The sequence below is a fragment of the Rhodococcus ruitaii genome (assembly GCF_055230935.1).
Genome location: NZ_JBUYWC010000014.1, coordinates 1 through 17,797, shown reverse-complemented (window position 1 = coordinate 17,797; position 17,797 = coordinate 1). Strand labels below are relative to the sequence as shown.

The window sequence follows — 17,797 nt, the reverse complement described above, 5'->3', positions numbered from 1 at the left end:
TTCGGTGATACTCCGGGCATGAGCAATATCAGGAGGATGACGTAGATGACGGGTGGTATGGCGGGCAAGCCGGCGTTGACGATCGAGGATCTTCCTCGGTTGCTCGCCGCAGTTGTGGACGTCGACCCGGACCGCGTCGCTCTCTCCGATGGTGATACGCAGCTCACCTACGCTGGGCTGCAGCAGGAGATCACCACGCTCGACACAGCGATGGGCGGAGTCCTCGGATTCGACGCGCTCCTTCCCGTCGTCCTGTCCAACATCGCACCCGGCCTGCTCGGCGGCGACGGTCTCCCCGCGGTTGTCGACACCCTGCTCGCGGACTCGTCCGAAGTCCTCGGTGACGACGCGATGGCCCCCGCGACTGCGGATCCGAACACGCTCGTCGCCCTCTTCGACGCGCAGGTCGCTGCCACTCCCGACGCCACCGCGCTCGAATTCGAGGGCGAGAGCCTCACCTACCGCGAGTTCGATGCCCGCGCCAACCGCCTCGCGCGTCACCTCATCACTCTCGGCGTCGGACCGGACACCCGGGTCGGTTTGTCGATCCGTCGTTCGTTCGACCTGCTCATCGGCATGTACGCCATCGTCAAGGCTGGCGGCGCGTACGTTCCCCTCGATCCGGATCATCCCGCTGACCGCAGCGCCTACGTGCTCGAGACGGCGGGACCGGTCGCAGTGGTCACCACCGCGCGCGACGCTGTCGACCTACCCGGAACCGTGCCGGTCGTCTCGATCGACACGCTCGATACGTCGGGATACGGCGACGACCCGATCGGAGAGGATGAGCGGACCGGTGCACTGACCGCGCAGCACCTCGCCTACGTCATCTTCACCTCGGGTTCGACCGGCCGACCCAAGGGTGTCGCGGTCGAGCACCGTGCCATCACCGCGAACATCGCATGGCGTCAGTCCGAGTACGCGATGCGCGCCGACGACGTCGTGCTGCAGAAGACGCCGTTCACGTTCGACGTGTCGGTGTGGGAGTTCTTCTGGCCGCTGCAGGTGGGCGCCACCTTGTCGATTGCGATCCCCGATGGGCACCGCGACCCCGCCTACCTTGCCCGGACGATGATCGACCGGGGAGTGACCATCGCGCACTTCGTGCCGTCGATGCTCGCGGTCTATCTCGCCGAGCCCACCGCCGCATCGGTGAGCACCCTGCGCTACGTCTTCGCATCCGGCGAAGCGTTGCCGGTGCAGACGGTCGCCCGCTTCTACGAGATCAGCTCCGCCGGCCTACACAACCTCTACGGCCCGACCGAGGCCGCGGTCGACGTCACCTACTTCGCCACCGCCGCCGACAACACCGTCGTTCCGATCGGTGCGGCGGTCGCCGACACCGGGCTGTACGTACTCGACGAAGGTCTTCGACCCGTCCCCGCGGGTGTCGAGGGAGAGCTGTATCTCGCAGGCGTGCAGCTCGCGCGGGGTTATCTCCGTCGCCCCGACCTCACATCCGATCGGTTCGTCGCCGATCCCTTCGGTGAGCCCGGCGACCGGATGTACCGCACCGGCGACCTCGTCGAACTCGACGACGCCGGCCGCCTCGTGTACATCGGCCGCACCGACTTCCAAGTCAAACTGCGAGGTCTGCGCATCGAACTCGGCGAGATCGAATCCGCACTGCTCGATCATTCGGATGTGCGGCAGTCCGTGGTGGTCGTGCATTCCGACCCCGGACTGGGCGATCATCTCGTGGCCTATCTCGTCACCGATGGCGGGCATATCGAACGGACCGAACTCGCCGACGCCGTGCGTCACCGCCTGCCCGACTACATGGTGCCGTCACTGTTCGTGGAGATGGACGAGTTTCCGCTCGGCGCAAGTGGAAAGCTCGACCGCAAAGCACTTCCTGAGCCCGACTTCAGCTCTCTCGCACGTGAATACCGCGCACCGAGCACGCCGACGGAACACGCTGTCGTTGCGGCGTTCGAGCAGGTGCTCTCGGTCGATGCACTCGGCGTCGACGACGACTTCTTCGAACTCGGGGGAAATTCCCTGAGTGCGACCCGGGTGGTGGCGCGCATCAATGCCGACCACAAGGTGCGTATCGACGTCCGGGAGTTCTTCGACGCGCCCACTGCCGCCGAATTGGCGGCCCTCATCGATACTGAGATCGCCGCCGGTGGTGACGGGCGTGCTCCGCTGGTGGCGCAGGTGCGTCCGGAGTGGGTGCCGTTGTCGTTGGCGCAGCAGCGGATGTGGTTCCTGAACCGGTTCGAGCCGGATTCTGCGGTGAACAACATTCCGGTGGCGATCCGGTTGTCGGGGTCGTTGGATGTGGGGGCGTTGCAGGCTGCGGTGTCTGATGTGCTGGGTCGGCACGAGTCGTTGCGGACGGTGTATCCGGATGTCGACGGCGTGGGGTACCAGCGGGTGCTTCCGGTGTCGGAGGTCGTGCCCGATCTGGCGCCGGTGACGGTCGACCCATCGGGTGTCGTCGAAAAGATCACCGATCTCGTGTCGGCGGGATTCGACGTCACTTCCTCGGTGCCGGTCCGCGTGCAGCTCGTCGAGCTGTCCGCCTCCGAGCACGTCCTGGCCCTGGTCCTGCATCACATCGCGGCCGATGGTTTCTCGATGGGGCCGCTCACGCGCGACGTCGTCACCGCCTACGCGTCCCGCGCCGCGGGCAGTGCGCCCGCGTGGGAGCCGCTTCCGGTGCAGTATGCGGATTACGCGTTGTGGCAGCGGGAGGTGCTGGGGTCGGAAGACGATCCGGACTCGGTGGTCTCGTCGCAGGTGGCGTTCTGGCGTGAGGCGCTCGAGGGTGTCCCGGAGCAGCTGGATCTGCCGTCCGACCGTCCCCGCCCATTGGTGGAGTCGTATCGAGGTGCGGCGCAGCAGTTCACGATCGGTTCCGATCTTCGTGCCCACATCGCCGACCTGGCGCGTCGCACGGGCACCACCGAATTCATGGTCGTGCACGCCGCGTTGTCGGTGCTTCTCGCACGGTTGGCGGCCACCGACGATGTCGCGATCGGCACTCCGGTGGCAGGTCGCGGGGAGGCCGCACTCGACGACGTCATCGGCATGTTCGTCAACACCCTGGTGTTGCGGACCCGCATCGACGGTGGTGAGTCGTTCGATGGAGTGCTCTCACAGGTTCGCGGCAACGACCTGGCGGCATTCGGTCACGCGGATGTGCCGTTCGAACGCCTCGTGGAGGTGATCGATCCCGAGCGGTCGACTGCACGACACCCGCTGTTCCAGGTGATGCTCGCGTTCCAGAACCTCGACACCGACTCGCTCGAACTCCCGGACCTGACCGTGTCGCCGCTCGACACCGAAGCTGCGGTGGCCAAGTTCGATCTGCAGGTCACCGTGTCGGACGATGCTGCCGGCGGGTATCTCGTCGACCTGACCTACGCAACCGACCTGTTCGACGTGTCCACCATGACGGCATTCGCCGACCGTTTCGTGCGGGTGCTCGAGACGGTCGTGGTGGATCCGACGGTGCGCGTCGGCGACATCGATCTGCTCGATGGTGATGAGCGGTTGCTGGTGCTGGAGCGGTGGAACGACACTGCGCATGCGGTCGAGTCGTCGTTGACGTTGGTGGATGTGTTCGAGGCGCAGGTGCGTCGGACGCCGGATGCGGTGGCGCTCGAGTTCGAGGGGCAGTCGTTGACGTTTGCGGAGTTCGATTCTCGTGTGAATCGGGTTGCGCGTTATTTGGTGTCGGTGGGTGTGGGGCCGGAGTCGACGGTGGCTCTGGCGGTGCGTCGGTCGGTGGATCTGTTGGTCGGGATGTATGCGATCGTCAAGGCCGGTGGTGCGTATGTGCCGGTGGATCCGGATCAGCCGGCGGATCGTAATGGGTACATTCTGGCGACTGCTGCTCCGGTGGTGGTGGTGACGACTCGGCGTGACGGGTTCGTTGTTCCGGGTGTGTCTGTTCCGGTGGTCGAGTTGGATGTGCTCGATGTGGCGGGGTTCTCCGATGCTGCGGTGACGGATGTGGATCGTGTTGCGTCGTTGCGGTCGTGGAATGCGGCGTATGTGTTGTTCACGTCGGGGTCGACGGGTCGGCCGAAGGGTGTCGCGGTCTCGCACGCCTCCGCGGTCAACCAGGTGCTGTGGCTGACCTCCGAATACGACCTCGGACCCGCCGATGTCGTGCTGCAGAAGACACCGTTCACGTTCGACGTGTCGGTGTGGGAACTGTTCGGCGCACCGGCGGTCGGCGCTCGCCTCGTGATTGCCACCCCCGACGGCCACCGCGACCCCGCCTACCTCGGACGGGTCATCCGCGACCGGGCAGTGACGGCGACCTCGTTCGTGCCCTCGATGCTCGCCGTGTTCGCCGGCGCGGTTTCCGCGGAGGAATGCGATTCCCTCCGCGTCGTTCTCGTGGCCGGTGAAGCCTTCCCGGTCTCGGTTGCCGAGCAGTTCGCGCGCGTCAGCGGTGCAGAACTCCACAACTTGTACGGACCCACCGAGGCGACCGTGCACGCCACGGCGCGGCCGGTGGGCGACCTCACCGCAGGAGCCGTGCCCATGGGTTCGCCGGTGTGGAACACCGGCGCCTATGTCCTCGACGAGCGTCTCGCGCCCGTTCCGGCGGGTGTCGTGGGGGAACTGTATCTGTCGGGTATCCAGGTTGCGCGCGGATACTTCGGCCGTCCGGACCTGACGGCCGAGCGTTTCGTGGCCTCACCGTTCGACGGGGGCGTGCGCCTCTACCGGACGGGCGATCGCGTTCGGTGGACATCTACCGGTGAGCTCGAATACCTGGGCCGCACCGACTTCCAGGTCAAACTGCGTGGTCTGCGCGTCGAACTCGGCGAAGTCGAGGCGGCACTCCTCGAACACACTCCGGCGATCCACGCGGCGGCCGAGGTACGGCACGAACAACTGGTCGCGTATGTCGTTCCCGCACATGGGAGCACGTTCGACAAAGCGACGGCGCAGGAGGCGCTGTCCTCGGCGTTGCCCGCGTACATGGTCCCCACGACCTTCGTCGTGCTCGACGCCATGCCGCTCGGCAGCTCCGGCAAGATCGACCGGAAGGTGCTGCCCGAACCCGTCTTCGAAACCCGACGCTTCCGTGCTCCCACGACACCGGTCGAAGAGATCGTCGCAGGTGTCTTCGAGGATGTGCTCGACCTCGACCGCGTGGGCCTCGACGACGACTTCTTCGCACTCGGAGGTAACTCGCTGATCGCCACTCAGGTGGTGGCGCGTCTCGGTGCAGCACTGGGGATCACCGTTCCGGTTCGCTCATTGTTCGAAGCCCCCGGCGTCGGCGATCTCGCTGCTCGTGTGGAACGCTCCGGTGGTGACGGGCGTGCTCCGCTGGTGGCGCAGGTGCGTCCGGAGTGGGTGCCGTTGTCGTTGGCGCAGCAGCGGATGTGGTTCCTGAACCGGTTCGAGCCGGATTCTGCGGTGAACAACATTCCGGTGGCGATCCGGTTGTCGGGGTCGTTGGATGTGGGGGCGTTGCAGGCTGCGGTGTCTGATGTGCTGGGTCGGCACGAGTCGTTGCGGACGGTGTATCCGGATGTCGACGGCGTGGGGTACCAGCGGGTGCTTCCGGTGTCGGAGGTGGTGCCCGACCTGTCGCCGGTGACAGTCCCGGAACTCGACCTGGTGACGCATGTTCAGTCGTTGATCTCGGCCGGTTTCGACGTGTCGACGACGGTGCCGATCCGCGTCCGGCTGTTTGCGCTCGCACCGTCCGAGCACGTCCTTGTCCTGGTGGTACACCACATCGCCGCCGACGGCTTTTCGATGGGCCCGTTGACGCGCGACGTCGTCGCGGCCTACTCGGTGCGCGCTGCCGGCAGCGAACCGGCCTGGGAACCCCTGCCGGTGCAGTATGCGGACTACGCGTTGTGGCAGCGGGAGGTGCTGGGGTCGGAAGACGATCCGGACTCGGTGGTCTCGTCGCAGGTTGCGTTCTGGCGTGAGGCGCTCGCGGATCTCCCGGAGCAGCTGGATCTGCCTGCAGACCGACCGCGCCCCGTCCTCGCCAGCAACGGCGGTGCCCAGTACGAGTTCACCGTCGGCTCACGTATCCACGACGGAATCCAGCGCCTCGCCCGTGAACGCGCCGCGACACCGTTCATGGTCGTGCACGCCGCGTTGTCTGTGGTGCTGGCGCGGTTGGCCGGTACCGACGATGTCGCGATCGGTACTCCGGTCGCGGGGCGAGGCGAGGCCGCACTCGACGATGTGGTGGGCATGTTCGTCAACACGCTGGTGTTGCGGACCCGCGTCGACGGTGGTGAGTCGTTCGACGAGGTGCTCTCGCGGGTTCGCGGTAGCGATCTGGAGGCGTTCGGCCACGCGGATGTGCCGTTCGAGCGTCTCGTGGAGGTGCTGAATCCGGAGCGTTCGACGGCGCGGCATCCGCTGTTCCAGGTGATGCTCTCGTTCCAGAATCTTGCGGCCGACAACGTCGAACTTCCGGAACTCACGGTATCGGGTATCGATATCGACACCGCCACAGCTAAGTTCGACCTGCAATTCGTCGTCACCGAGATCTCGGATGCGGACGATTCGGCGGCGTACTCGGTGGGTCTGACCTACGCCACCGATCTGTTCGACGAGTCCACCATCGCCGGTATCGCGGATCGTTTCGTGCGATTCGTCGACGCCGCGGTCACGGATTCGTCCACCGCGGTCGGCGACATCGATCTGCTCGCCGGTGCTGAGCGCATTCGGATGGTCGAGCAGTGGAACGACACCGACCGTCCGTCGGATGACTCGTCGACGCTCGTCGATCTGTTCGAGGCCCGTGTGCTCCGCACGCCGGACGCCATCGCTCTCGAGTTCGAGGGCGAAGCACTGACATACGGGCAGTTCGCCGAACGCGTGCATCGTCTTGCGCGTCACCTGACCGGGCTCGGTGTGGGGCCGGAATCCCATGTGGGTCTGGCTATCCGGCGCTCGATAGACCTTCTGGTCGGCATGTACGCCATCGTCGAGGCAGGCGGTGCGTATGTGCCTCTCGATCCCGACCAGCCCGCCGACCGTACTGCCTACATCCTCGAGGTCGCGGCACCGGTGCTGGTGTTGTCCACCGAACGTGACGGATTCGATGCTCGGGGAGGCGCGAACTCTGTCCCGGTAGTATCGATCGACTCGGTGGATCTCTCGGCGGTAGCGTCCGGACCACTCACGGACTCGGAACGCACCGCGTCGCTACGTGCATCCGATACCGCCTACGTGATCTTCACGTCCGGGTCGACCGGCCGGCCGAAGGGTGTGGCCGTCACCCACGAAGCCATCGTGAACCGCTTGCGCTGGATGCAGGCTGAATACGAGCTCACACCAGAGGACGTGGTGTTCCAGAAGACCCCCTTCACGTTCGACGTGTCGGTGTGGGAGTTCTTCTGGCCCTTGCAGAATGGTGCACGTCTGGTGATCGCTGTACCTGATGGCCATCGTGATCCGCGTTACCTGGTGACGACGATGCGTGAGAAGTCGGTGTCGGTGGCGCACTTCGTGCCGTCGATGCTCTCGGTGTTCGCGGCTGAACCCGCGGTGTCGGAGCTGTCGGCTCTGCGGTACCTCTTCGCATCCGGTGAAGCGCTTCCGGCGGCACTTGCCGCGCGGGTCCGGTCGACGCTGCCCGGTGTGGGGATCCACAACCTCTACGGTCCGACCGAGGCCGCCGTCGATGTGACCTACCACGAGGTGACCGACTCGGATACCGTCGCTGTGCCGATCGGTGCTCCCGTCTGGAACACGAAGGTGTTCGTCCTCGACGACCGGCTGCGACCGGTTCCCCTCGGTGTTGCGGGTGAGCTGTATCTGTCGGGTGTCCAGCTAGCCCGAGGTTACGTCCGTCGACCGGATCTCACGGCCGAACGGTTCGTCGCATCGCCCTTCGGATCGAGCGTGCGGCTGTACCGCACAGGCGACCTGGTCAAGTGGGGTGCCGACGGCGAACTCGAGTACATCGGCCGCACAGATTTCCAGGTCAAGCTGCGCGGTCTGCGCATCGAGCTCGGTGAGATCGAATCGGCGCTGCTCGAACGGGACGACGTGGATCAGGCGGTCGTGCTGGTCCGTCAGGACCAGCTCGTCGCGTATGCGGTGCCCGCCGCAGGGCGTACCTTCGACGACACTGCCGTCAGCAGGGAACTGTCGTCGCTACTGCCCGCATACATGGTGCCCGCCACGTACATCGTGCTCGACGCGCTTCCTCTCGGCGCGTCCGGCAAACTCGACCGCAAGGCCCTCCCGGACCCGGTGTACGAGGTCAAGAAGTTCAGGGCGCCCACCACGGCGATCGAAGAGGTCGTCGCAAGCGTGTTCGCCGAGGTCCTCGGTCTCGATCGTGTCGGCCTCGAGGACGACTTCTTCGCGCTCGGCGGTAACTCGCTCATCGCGACACAGATCGTGTCGCGGATCGGTGCGGCACTGGACTCGACGGTGCCACTGCGCATGCTGTTCGAAGCGTCGACGGTCGAGGGGCTTGCGGCTCGTCTGGAACACGGTGATGCGGCCGGCCCCCGACATCCGTTGGTGGCCACCGAGCGGCCCGAACAGATCCCGCTGTCTCTCGCCCAGCAGCGCTACTGGTTCCTCAACCAGTTCGACACCGCGTCGTCTGCAGTCGACAACATCCCGATCGCGGTGCGTCTCCTCGGCGAACTGGATGCCGCGGCACTGCACTCCGCAGCGTTCGATGTGATCGCACGCCACGAATCGTTGCGGACGGTGTACCCGGATTCACCGGGCGGACCGCACCAGGTCGTGATCCCGATGGATCGGGTGCAGCCGGATCTCGCGATCCAGGATGTAGCCGAAGACGAGCTCGAACCCGCCATCGTCGCCTTCATGTCCACTACGTTCGATGTGACGCAACAGGTTCCGGTTTCGGTCCGAATCTTCCGGGTACGCGAGGACGAGCACATCCTCGCGCTCGTGGTGCATCACGTGTCGGCCGACGGAGCATCGGTCGGTCCACTGACCCGCGACCTCATGCGTGCCTACGCGGCACGGTCGCAGGGTGAGGCACCCGGGTGGGAACCCCTCCCCGTGCAGTACGCGGACTACGCGCTGTGGCAGCGCGAGATTCTCGGTTCGGAAGACGACCCCGAGTCGCTCGCCGCAAAGCAGGTCGACTACTGGAAGCGTGCGCTGGACGGCCTGCCCGATCAGCTCGATCTGCCGTCGGATCGTCCGCGTCCGCCGAGCCAGAGCTTCCGCGGTGAATCCCTGCAGTTCACCCTCGCCCCCGAACTCCACGGCCGGCTGCAGGGGCTCGCGCGCTCGAAGAACGCCACCCTGTTCATGGTGGTCAACGCCGCATTCGCGACGTTGCTGGCGCGGTTGTCGGGGACCGATGACATCGCGATCGGTACCCCCATTGCAGGCCGCGGCGAGCGTGAGCTCGACGACCTGATCGGCATGTTCGTCAACACACTGGTGTTCCGCACTCGGGTCGACGGCAGTACGAGTTTCGCCGAGCTGCTCGAGCAGACCCGCGAGACGGATCTCGGTGCATTCGCGAACGCAGATGTTCCGTTCGAGCGTCTCGTCGAGGTACTCAACCCGGTCCGTTCCACCGCCCGCAACCCACTGTTCCAGGTGGGCCTGTCGTTCCAGAACCTGGCGCGTACAGAGCTCGAACTGCCCGGACTGACGGTCCGCTCGACCGACTTCGAACTGCAGCTCGCCAAGACCGATCTGCAGCTCACCGTCTTCGATCACTACGACGACGACGGCGCCCCAGGACGGATCGACGCCACCTTCACCTATGCGACGGACTTGTTCGACGAATCCACGGTCGACGGCTTCGCACATCGTTTCGTGCGAGTCCTCGAAGCGGTCGTCGAGGATCCGACGATCCCGGTGGGCGACATCGAACTGCTGGATTCGTCCGAGAAGACCCGGACGCTCGACGCCTGGAACGACACCGCACACGCGGTCAATGATTCTGCGACGCTGGTGGATCTGTTCGACGAGCAGGTCCGCCGCAACCCGGACGAGACCGCGGTGGTGTCCGAGGGCGAGCTGCTGACCTACGGCGAGTTCGACGCCCGCGTCAATCGCTTGGCCCGGCATCTCATCGGCCTCGGTGTGACGCCGGATTCGACGGTCGTGCTCGCAATGCGCAGGTCGGTCGAGCTGCTCGTGGGAATGTATGCGGTGTCGAAGGCCGGCGGTGCGTACGTGCCGGTGGACCCGGATCAGCCGGTCGATCGCAACACGTACATCGTCGATTCGGCGCATCCAACGGTGGTGTTGACGACCGAACGCGACGAGTTCACGTCCGTGCGGGAAGAGACTGTTCCCACCGTGAGTATCGATGTGGTCGATCTGTCCACTGTCTCGGATGCGCCGGTGACAGACGCCGATAGGCGTGCGCCGCTGTGGTCGGCGCATACCGCGTATGTGATCTTCACGTCGGGTTCGACGGGCAGGCCGAAGGGTGTGGCGGTGCCGCACGCGGCGGTCGTGAACCAGATGCTGTGGAAGCGTGATCATTTCGGTCTCGGCGTGGACGATGCGGTGTTGCTCAAGACGGCTGCGACGTTCGATTTGTCGGTGTGGGAGTTCTGGTCGGCGCTGGTCTCCGGTGGTCGTGTGGTGATCGCCTCGCCGGATGGGCATCGTGATCCGGCGTATCTGAATGCGTTGATCGCCGAGCAGGCTGTGACGACGTTGCATGTGGTGCCGTCGATGCTCGAGGCGTTGCTGGTGGAGTCGTCGGGGGTGTTGCCTCGGTCGTTGCGTCGGGTGCTGGCGATCGGTGAGGCGTTGCCGGCGTCGACGGCGCGGCGGTTCGTGGCGTCGAACGATGCGCGGTTGGTGAACTTGTACGGTCCGACCGAGGCTGCGGTGTCGGTGACGGCCGGTGAGGTGGCCGAGGTGTCGGGTGCGTCGGTGTCGATCGGTGTGCCGGAGTGGAATACCCGTGTGTATGTGCTCGATGAGCGGTTGCATCCGGTGCCGGTGGGGGTTGCGGGTGAGTTGTATCTGGCGGGTGTGCAGTTGGCGCGGGGTTATCACGGTCGGGTGGATCTGACTGCGGATCGTTTCGTGGCGTCGCCGTTTGCGGTGGGGGAGCGGTTGTATCGCACGGGTGATCTCGTGAGGTTCACTGCTGATGGTGCGTTGGATTATGTGGGGCGTACGGACTTCCAGGTGAAGGTGCGTGGTTTCCGGATCGAGCTCGGTGAGATCGAGTCGGCGTTGCGTGGTGTGGGCGGTGTCCGTGACGTGGCGGTGGTTGCTCGTGTGGATGAGCGCGCGGGTGCGCAGTTGGTGGCGTATGTGGTGCCGGGGTCGGGTGTGGAACTCGATGTGGCGGAGTTGAAGGTTGCGCTCGGTGGGCGTGTGCCGTCGTACATGGTGCCGTCGGCGTTCGTGGTGCTCGGGGCGTTGCCGTTGAATGTGAACGGTAAGTTGGATCGGAAGGCTCTGCCGGATCCGGTGTTCGAGGTTCGTGAGTTCCGTGTGCCGGTGTCGCCGGTGGAGGAGTCGGTGGCGGCGGTGTTCGCCGAGGTGCTCGGGATCGAGCGGGTGGGTCTGGACGACGACTTCTTCGCGCTCGGTGGCAACTCGCTGCTCGCAACCCAGGTGGCGTCGCGGTTGAGCTTCGCGCTCGGCACGAAGGTCCCGGTGCGCGCCCTGTTCGAAACACCGACGGTCGAGGCGCTTGCCGCGGTGGTCGAGTCGCAGGACACAGAGATCCGCGTGCCGCTCGAAGCCGGTCACCGGCCCGACCGGATCCCGCTCTCGCCCGCTCAGCAACGCATGTGGTTCCTCAACCGCTTCGACACCGACACGGCCGCCTACAACGTGCCGATGGCCATTCGGCTGAGTGGCGATCTCGACGTGGATGCGCTGCAGGCAGCTGTAGCCGACGTCGTCACGCGCCATGAGTCTCTGCGCACCTACTACCCGGAGACCGCCGACGGCCCGATCCAGGTGATCGTCCCGGCCACTGATGTCACCCCGGATCTGCACCCGGTGAGTGTGTCCGAGCACGAGATCATCGACGCGGTGACCGCAGTGGGAGCCACCACGTTCGACGTCACCGATGAGGTACCGCTCACTGCGAAACTCTTCCAGGTCGGAGATACCGACTACGTGCTCGCGTTCGTCGTCCACCACATCTCCGCGGACGGCTCGTCGATGGGACCGTTGACGCGCGACCTGATGCAGGCGTACGTTGCGCGCTCCGACGGGGGTGTTCCCACGTGGGAGGCACTTCCAGTGCAGTACGCGGACTACGCCGTGTGGCAGCGAGCGGTGCTCGGTTCGGAGGACGATCCCGACTCGATCGCATCCAAGCAGGTCGGCTATTGGAAGCAGGCCCTCGCAGGACTCCCGGATCAGCTGGATCTTCCGACCGATCGCCCGCGCCCCGCAGCGCAGTCGTTCCACGGTGCACGGGTCGACTTCACTGTCGATGCCGACCTGCACCAGCGTCTGACCGATCTCGGCCGGCAGACGAACACGACGCTGTTCATGGTGCTGCACACCGCATTCGCGGTCTTCCTCGCACGGATGTCGGCGAGCGACGACATCGCGATCGGTACTCCGATCGCGGGTCGCGCCGAGCGTGAACTCGACGACCTGATCGGCATGTTCGCCAATACCCTGGTGTTCCGCACCCATGTGGATGGCCAGGCGAGCTTCACCGAATTGCTCGAGCAGACCCGCGAGACGGATCTGGGCGCGTTCGCGAATGCCGACGTGCCGTTCGAGCGCCTCGTCGAGGTCCTCAACCCGACTCGTTCGACGGCCCGACACCCGCTGTTCCAGGTGGGCCTGTCGTTCCAGAATCTCGCCCAGTCGTCGCTCGAACTGCCCGGGCTCACGATCTCGGGAATCGACGCCGACATGGCGATTTCGCAGTTCGATCTGCACCTGATCGTCACCGACCGGTACGACGCCGAAGGACGAGCCGTCGGCATCACCGGCTTCTTCACCTATGCGACAGACCTGTTCGACGAGTCGACGGTGAGAGCTTTCACCGAGCGGCTCACACGGGTTCTCGGCGCCGTGGTCACCGATGCGGCGATGCCGGTCGGCGACCTACCGCTGCTCGACTCGGTGGAGAAGACGCGGGTGCTCGGAGAGTGGAACGACACCGTGCGCAGCGTCGACGGCGCGGCCACACTCGTAGATCTGTTCGACGAGCAGGTGCGGCGCGACCCGAACGCCGCAGCACTGGTGTTCGGCGGCGGCGCTGTGGCCGACGGCGAGTTCGACTCGGTGGCCGACGGCGAGTTCGACTCGGTGACCTACGGCGAGTTCGATGCTCGCGTCAACCGGCTTGCGCGGAAGCTGATCTCGATGGGAGTCGAGCCCGAGACGACGGTGGTGCTGGCCGTACGTCGCTCGGTCGAGCTGTTGGTGGGCATGTATGCCGTGGCGAAGGCCGGTGGCGTCTATGTGCCGGTGGATCCGGATCAGCCGGACGAGCGCAACGCGTTCATCATGGAGGCTGCCGCGCCCGCGGTGGTCCTGACGACCGAGCGCGACGAGTTCGTCGTACCCGGGGAGAGGCCTGCCTCCACCGTTCTGGTGGATGCTGCGGACCTGTCGGGGTTCTCGGCAGCGCCGGTGACAGACGCCGATAGGCGTGCACCGCTGCGGTCGTCGAACACCGCGTACGTGATCTTCACGTCGGGTTCGACCGGCCGGCCGAAGGGCGTGGCGGTACCGCATTCGGCGATCGTGAACCAGATGCTGTGGAAGCGCGAGTACTTCGGTCTCGGCGCCGACGATGCGGTGCTGCTCAAGACGGTCGCGACGTTCGACCTGTCGGTGTGGGAGTTCTGGTCGGCGCTGGTCTCCGGTGGCCGCGTGGTGATCGCCTCGCCGGACGGTCATCGTGACCCGGCATATCTGAATGCGCTGATCGGCGAGCACGCTGTGACGACGTTGCATGTGGTGCCGTCGATGCTCGAAGCGTTGATGATCGACGGCGACGGCCGGCTGGCCGGGTCGCTGCGCCGCATCCTCGCCATCGGTGAGGCGCTGCCGGTGGCGACGGCGGAGCGCTTCGTGGAGCACAACACAGCTCGGCTCGTGAATCTGTACGGTCCGACCGAGGCTGCGGTCTCGGTGACCGCAGGTGAGGTGGCCGAGCTGGCGGGTGCGTCGGTGTCGATCGGTGTGCCCGAGTGGAACACGCGGACGTATGTGCTCGATGAGCGGCTGCATCCGGTGCCGGTGGGTGTACCGGGTGAGCTGTATCTGGCGGGCGCACAGTTGGCACGGGGCTATCACGGTCGGGTGGATCTGACCGCGGAGCGTTTCGTGGCGTCGCCCTTCGGGTCGGGGGAGCGGCTGTACCGCACCGGCGACCTCGTGAGATGGACGGCGCAGGGCGAATTGGACTACCTGTCGCGGACCGACTTCCAGGTGAAGGTTCGCGGTTTCCGGATCGAGCTCGGTGAGATCGAGTCGGCGTTGCGGGAGCAGGACGACCTCCGCGAGGTTGCGGTGATCGCGCGTGCGGACGAGCGCACCGGTTCGCAGTTGGTGGCGTACGTGGTGCCGAAGTCGGGCGTGGAACTCGATACGGCCGAGCTGAAGACCATGCTGGGCTCCCGGCTCCCGTCGTACATGGTGCCCTCCGCGTTCATGGTGCTCGACGGGTTGCCGTTGAATGTGAACGGTAAGTTGGACCGGAAGGCGTTGCCGGAGCCGGTGTTCGAGATCCGCGAGTTCCGGGCGCCGCGTACGCCGGTCGAAGAGATCGTCGCGGGTGTGTTCGCGGATGTGCTCGGCGTCTCTCGGGTCGGAGTCGATGACGACTTCTTCGAACTCGGTGGCAACTCGCTGCTCGCAACGCAGGTGGTCTCACGCATCGGTGCCGCGCTGGGTACCCGCGTACCCGTCCGGGTCGTGTTCGACGCCCCGAATGTCGGTGCGCTCGCTGTCGCCGCCGAGCAGCACGCAGACACCGAGTCGAGGGCGCCACTGGTGCCGCAGCCGCGCCCGAATCGGGTGCCGCTGTCGCTGGCACAGCAGCGCATGTGGTTCCTCAACCGCTTCGACACCGATTCGTCGGCCAACAACATTCCGGTTGCTGTGCGTTTGACGGGTGAGCTCGATGTGGATGCGTTGCAGGCAGCGGTTCGGGATGTGCTGGCGCGGCACGAGGTGTTGCGCACGATCTACCCCGAGGTCGACGGGCATCCCTTCCAGCAGATCGCGCCCGTGGCCGACGCCGCACCCGAGGTCATCGCTGAGTCCGTGAGCGAGGACACCCTCCTCGCGCGGGTCGGTGAGATCGTCTCGGCCGGGTTCGACGTCACCTCCGAGATTCCGTTGCGTGTCGCACTGTTCGCGCTGTCGGACGGCAGGGGCGAGCCCACCGACGGGGGACGTGCTGCGGACCATGTACTGGTGTTCGTGGCCCATCACATCAGCGCCGACGGCTGGTCTATGGCGCCGCTCACGCGTGACGTCATGACCGCCTACGTGTCCCGTGCCGCCGGTTCCGCTCCGAGCTGGGCTCCACTGCCCGTGCAGTACGCGGACTTCGCGCTGTGGCAGCGCGCAGTGCTCGGATCCGAGGACGATCCGCAGAGTGTGCTCTCGGCGCAGGCGGACTATTGGAAACGCACCCTCGCGGGTGTCCCGGACGAGCTCAACTTGCCGATGGATCGTCCGCGGCCGTCGGTGCAGTCGTTCACCGGTGGCAAGGTCGAGTTCACACTCGACGCGTCCACACACGGTGCGCTTGCCGCGCTGGCACGCCGGACCGGCACGACGATGTTCATGGTGCTGCACACGGCGTTGGCCGTGTTCCTCGCGCGGATGTCCGACTCCGACGACATCACGATCGGTACGCCGATCGCGGGTCGTGGCGAATCGGAGCTCGACGACCTGATCGGCATGTTCGTCAACACCCTGGTCTTGCGCAGCCGCGTCGATGCGGGTGACGGTTTCGAGGACCTGCTCGCGCAGGTGCGCACTGCGGACCTCGAGGCGTTCGCGCACGCCGACATTCCGTTCGAGCGCCTCGTGGAGGTGCTCAACCCCGAGCGGTCCACCGCACGGCACCCGCTGTTCCAGGTGGTGCTGTCGTTCGAGAACATGCCGGAGACCACCCTCGAACTGCCCGGACTGAGTGTGTCCGGGGTGCCGTTCGAGCTCGACATCGCGAAGTTCGACCTCGGGCTGACCGTGCGCGAACACGTCGACACCGCCGGTGATCCGGGCGGACTGTCCGCGGAGTTCTCGTACGCGAGCGCGCTGTTCGACCACAACACGGTCGAGCTGTTCGCCGAGAGGTTCACGCGACTCGTGAACGGTATCGTCGCGGGATCCGCGACGCCGGTCGGTGATCTACCGCTGCTCGGCGACGAGGAGTTCGCGCAGCTCACCCGCATGCGTGGGCACGACATCCTGACCGAGCCGAGGACCCTCGCGGACTTCCTCACCATCGGTGTGACGATGGATCCCGACGCCACCGCGGTCCGTTACGAGGGGCGGTCGATCACCTACCGCGAGATCGACGAGACGTCGTCGAAGCTCGCCCGGGTGCTCATCGAACGGGGAATCGGGGCCGAGGACTTCGTCGCCGTCTCCTTCCCGCGTTCGTACGAGATGGCGGTCACCGTCATGGCCGTCGCGAAGACCGGCGCCGCACACGTGCCGGTGGACCCGACCTACCCCGCCGAGCGCGTGCGGTACATGCTGTCCGATTCCGGTGCAGCACTGGGTATCACCTCGTCGCAGCACGCCACCGGTCTGCCCGGCGATGCGGAATGGCTCCTCCTCGACGACCCCGACTTCATTGCGAAGGTCGACGTTCGTGCGTCCACACCGATCAGCGATGCGGACCGCGTGCGGCCCACTCACGTGCACCAGCCCGCCTACCTGATCTACACCTCGGGTTCGACAGGGCAGCCGAAGGGTGTCGTCGTCACCCACTCGGGTCTCGCCGGCCTGAAGGACATGGTCACCGACCTGTACGGCGTGACCTCCGAATCGCGCTTCCTGCAGATCTGTTCGCCGAGCTTCGACCCGTCGGTGCTCGAGTGGATGGCTGCTTTCTCGTTCGGTGCCACGTTGGTCGTCGTGCCGTCGACGATCATCGGTGGCCCCGATCTCGCGGAGTTGCTGCGCACCGAACGGGTGACCCACACAATCATCACTCCGGCGGTGCTCGGGACGATGGAGTCCGACGGGGTCGACAGCTTCGAAGTGCTGTCGGTCGGTGGCGACGTCACGACGCCGGAACTGTTGTCGGAGTGGTCGAAGCGCACGACCTACGTCAACGCGTACGGGCCCACCGAAGCCACGATCGTCTCCACCTTCGGGCAGATGGTGCCGGAGCGTCCGATCACGATCGGTGAGCCCATCGTCGGCATGACCACTCTGGTGCTCGATTCACGCTTGCGGCCGGTAGCGGCCGGTATGGCCGGTGAACTCTACGTGGCCGGTCGAGCACTTGCGCGCGGGTACCACCGACGCAACACCCTCACAGCCGAGCGGTTCGTTCCGAATCCGTACGGCGAAGCCGGCGATCGCATGTACCGCACAGGTGATGTGGTGCGGTGGCGTGCGGTCGAAGATCGGCTCGAACTCGAGTTCGTGGGGCGCAGCGACTTCCAGGTGAAGGTGCGCGGCTTCCGTATCGAACTCGGCGAGATCGACGCCGTGCTCTCCGCACACGAGACCGTCAATTGGGCCACCACTCTCGGTCGTTCCACGGCGTCGGGTGCGACGGTGTTGGTGTCGTATGTGTTGCCTGCGGCGGGCCGGACTGTGGATGTGGCGGGGTTGACGGAGTTCGTGGCTCGGTCGTTGCCGCCGCATATGGTGCCGTCGGCGATCGTGGTGCTCGATGAGGTGCCGTTGT

At 65.9% G+C, this 17,797-nt stretch carries 1 protein-coding gene; it reads left to right on the top strand.

Features of this window, described 5'->3' with window-relative positions:
* Positions 1 to 45: 45 nt before the first annotated feature.
* A partial coding sequence (locus ACZI8W_RS18355) for a non-ribosomal peptide synthase/polyketide synthase (RefSeq protein WP_463369947.1) occupies positions 46 to 17,797 on the top strand: 17,752 nt, incomplete at its 3' end.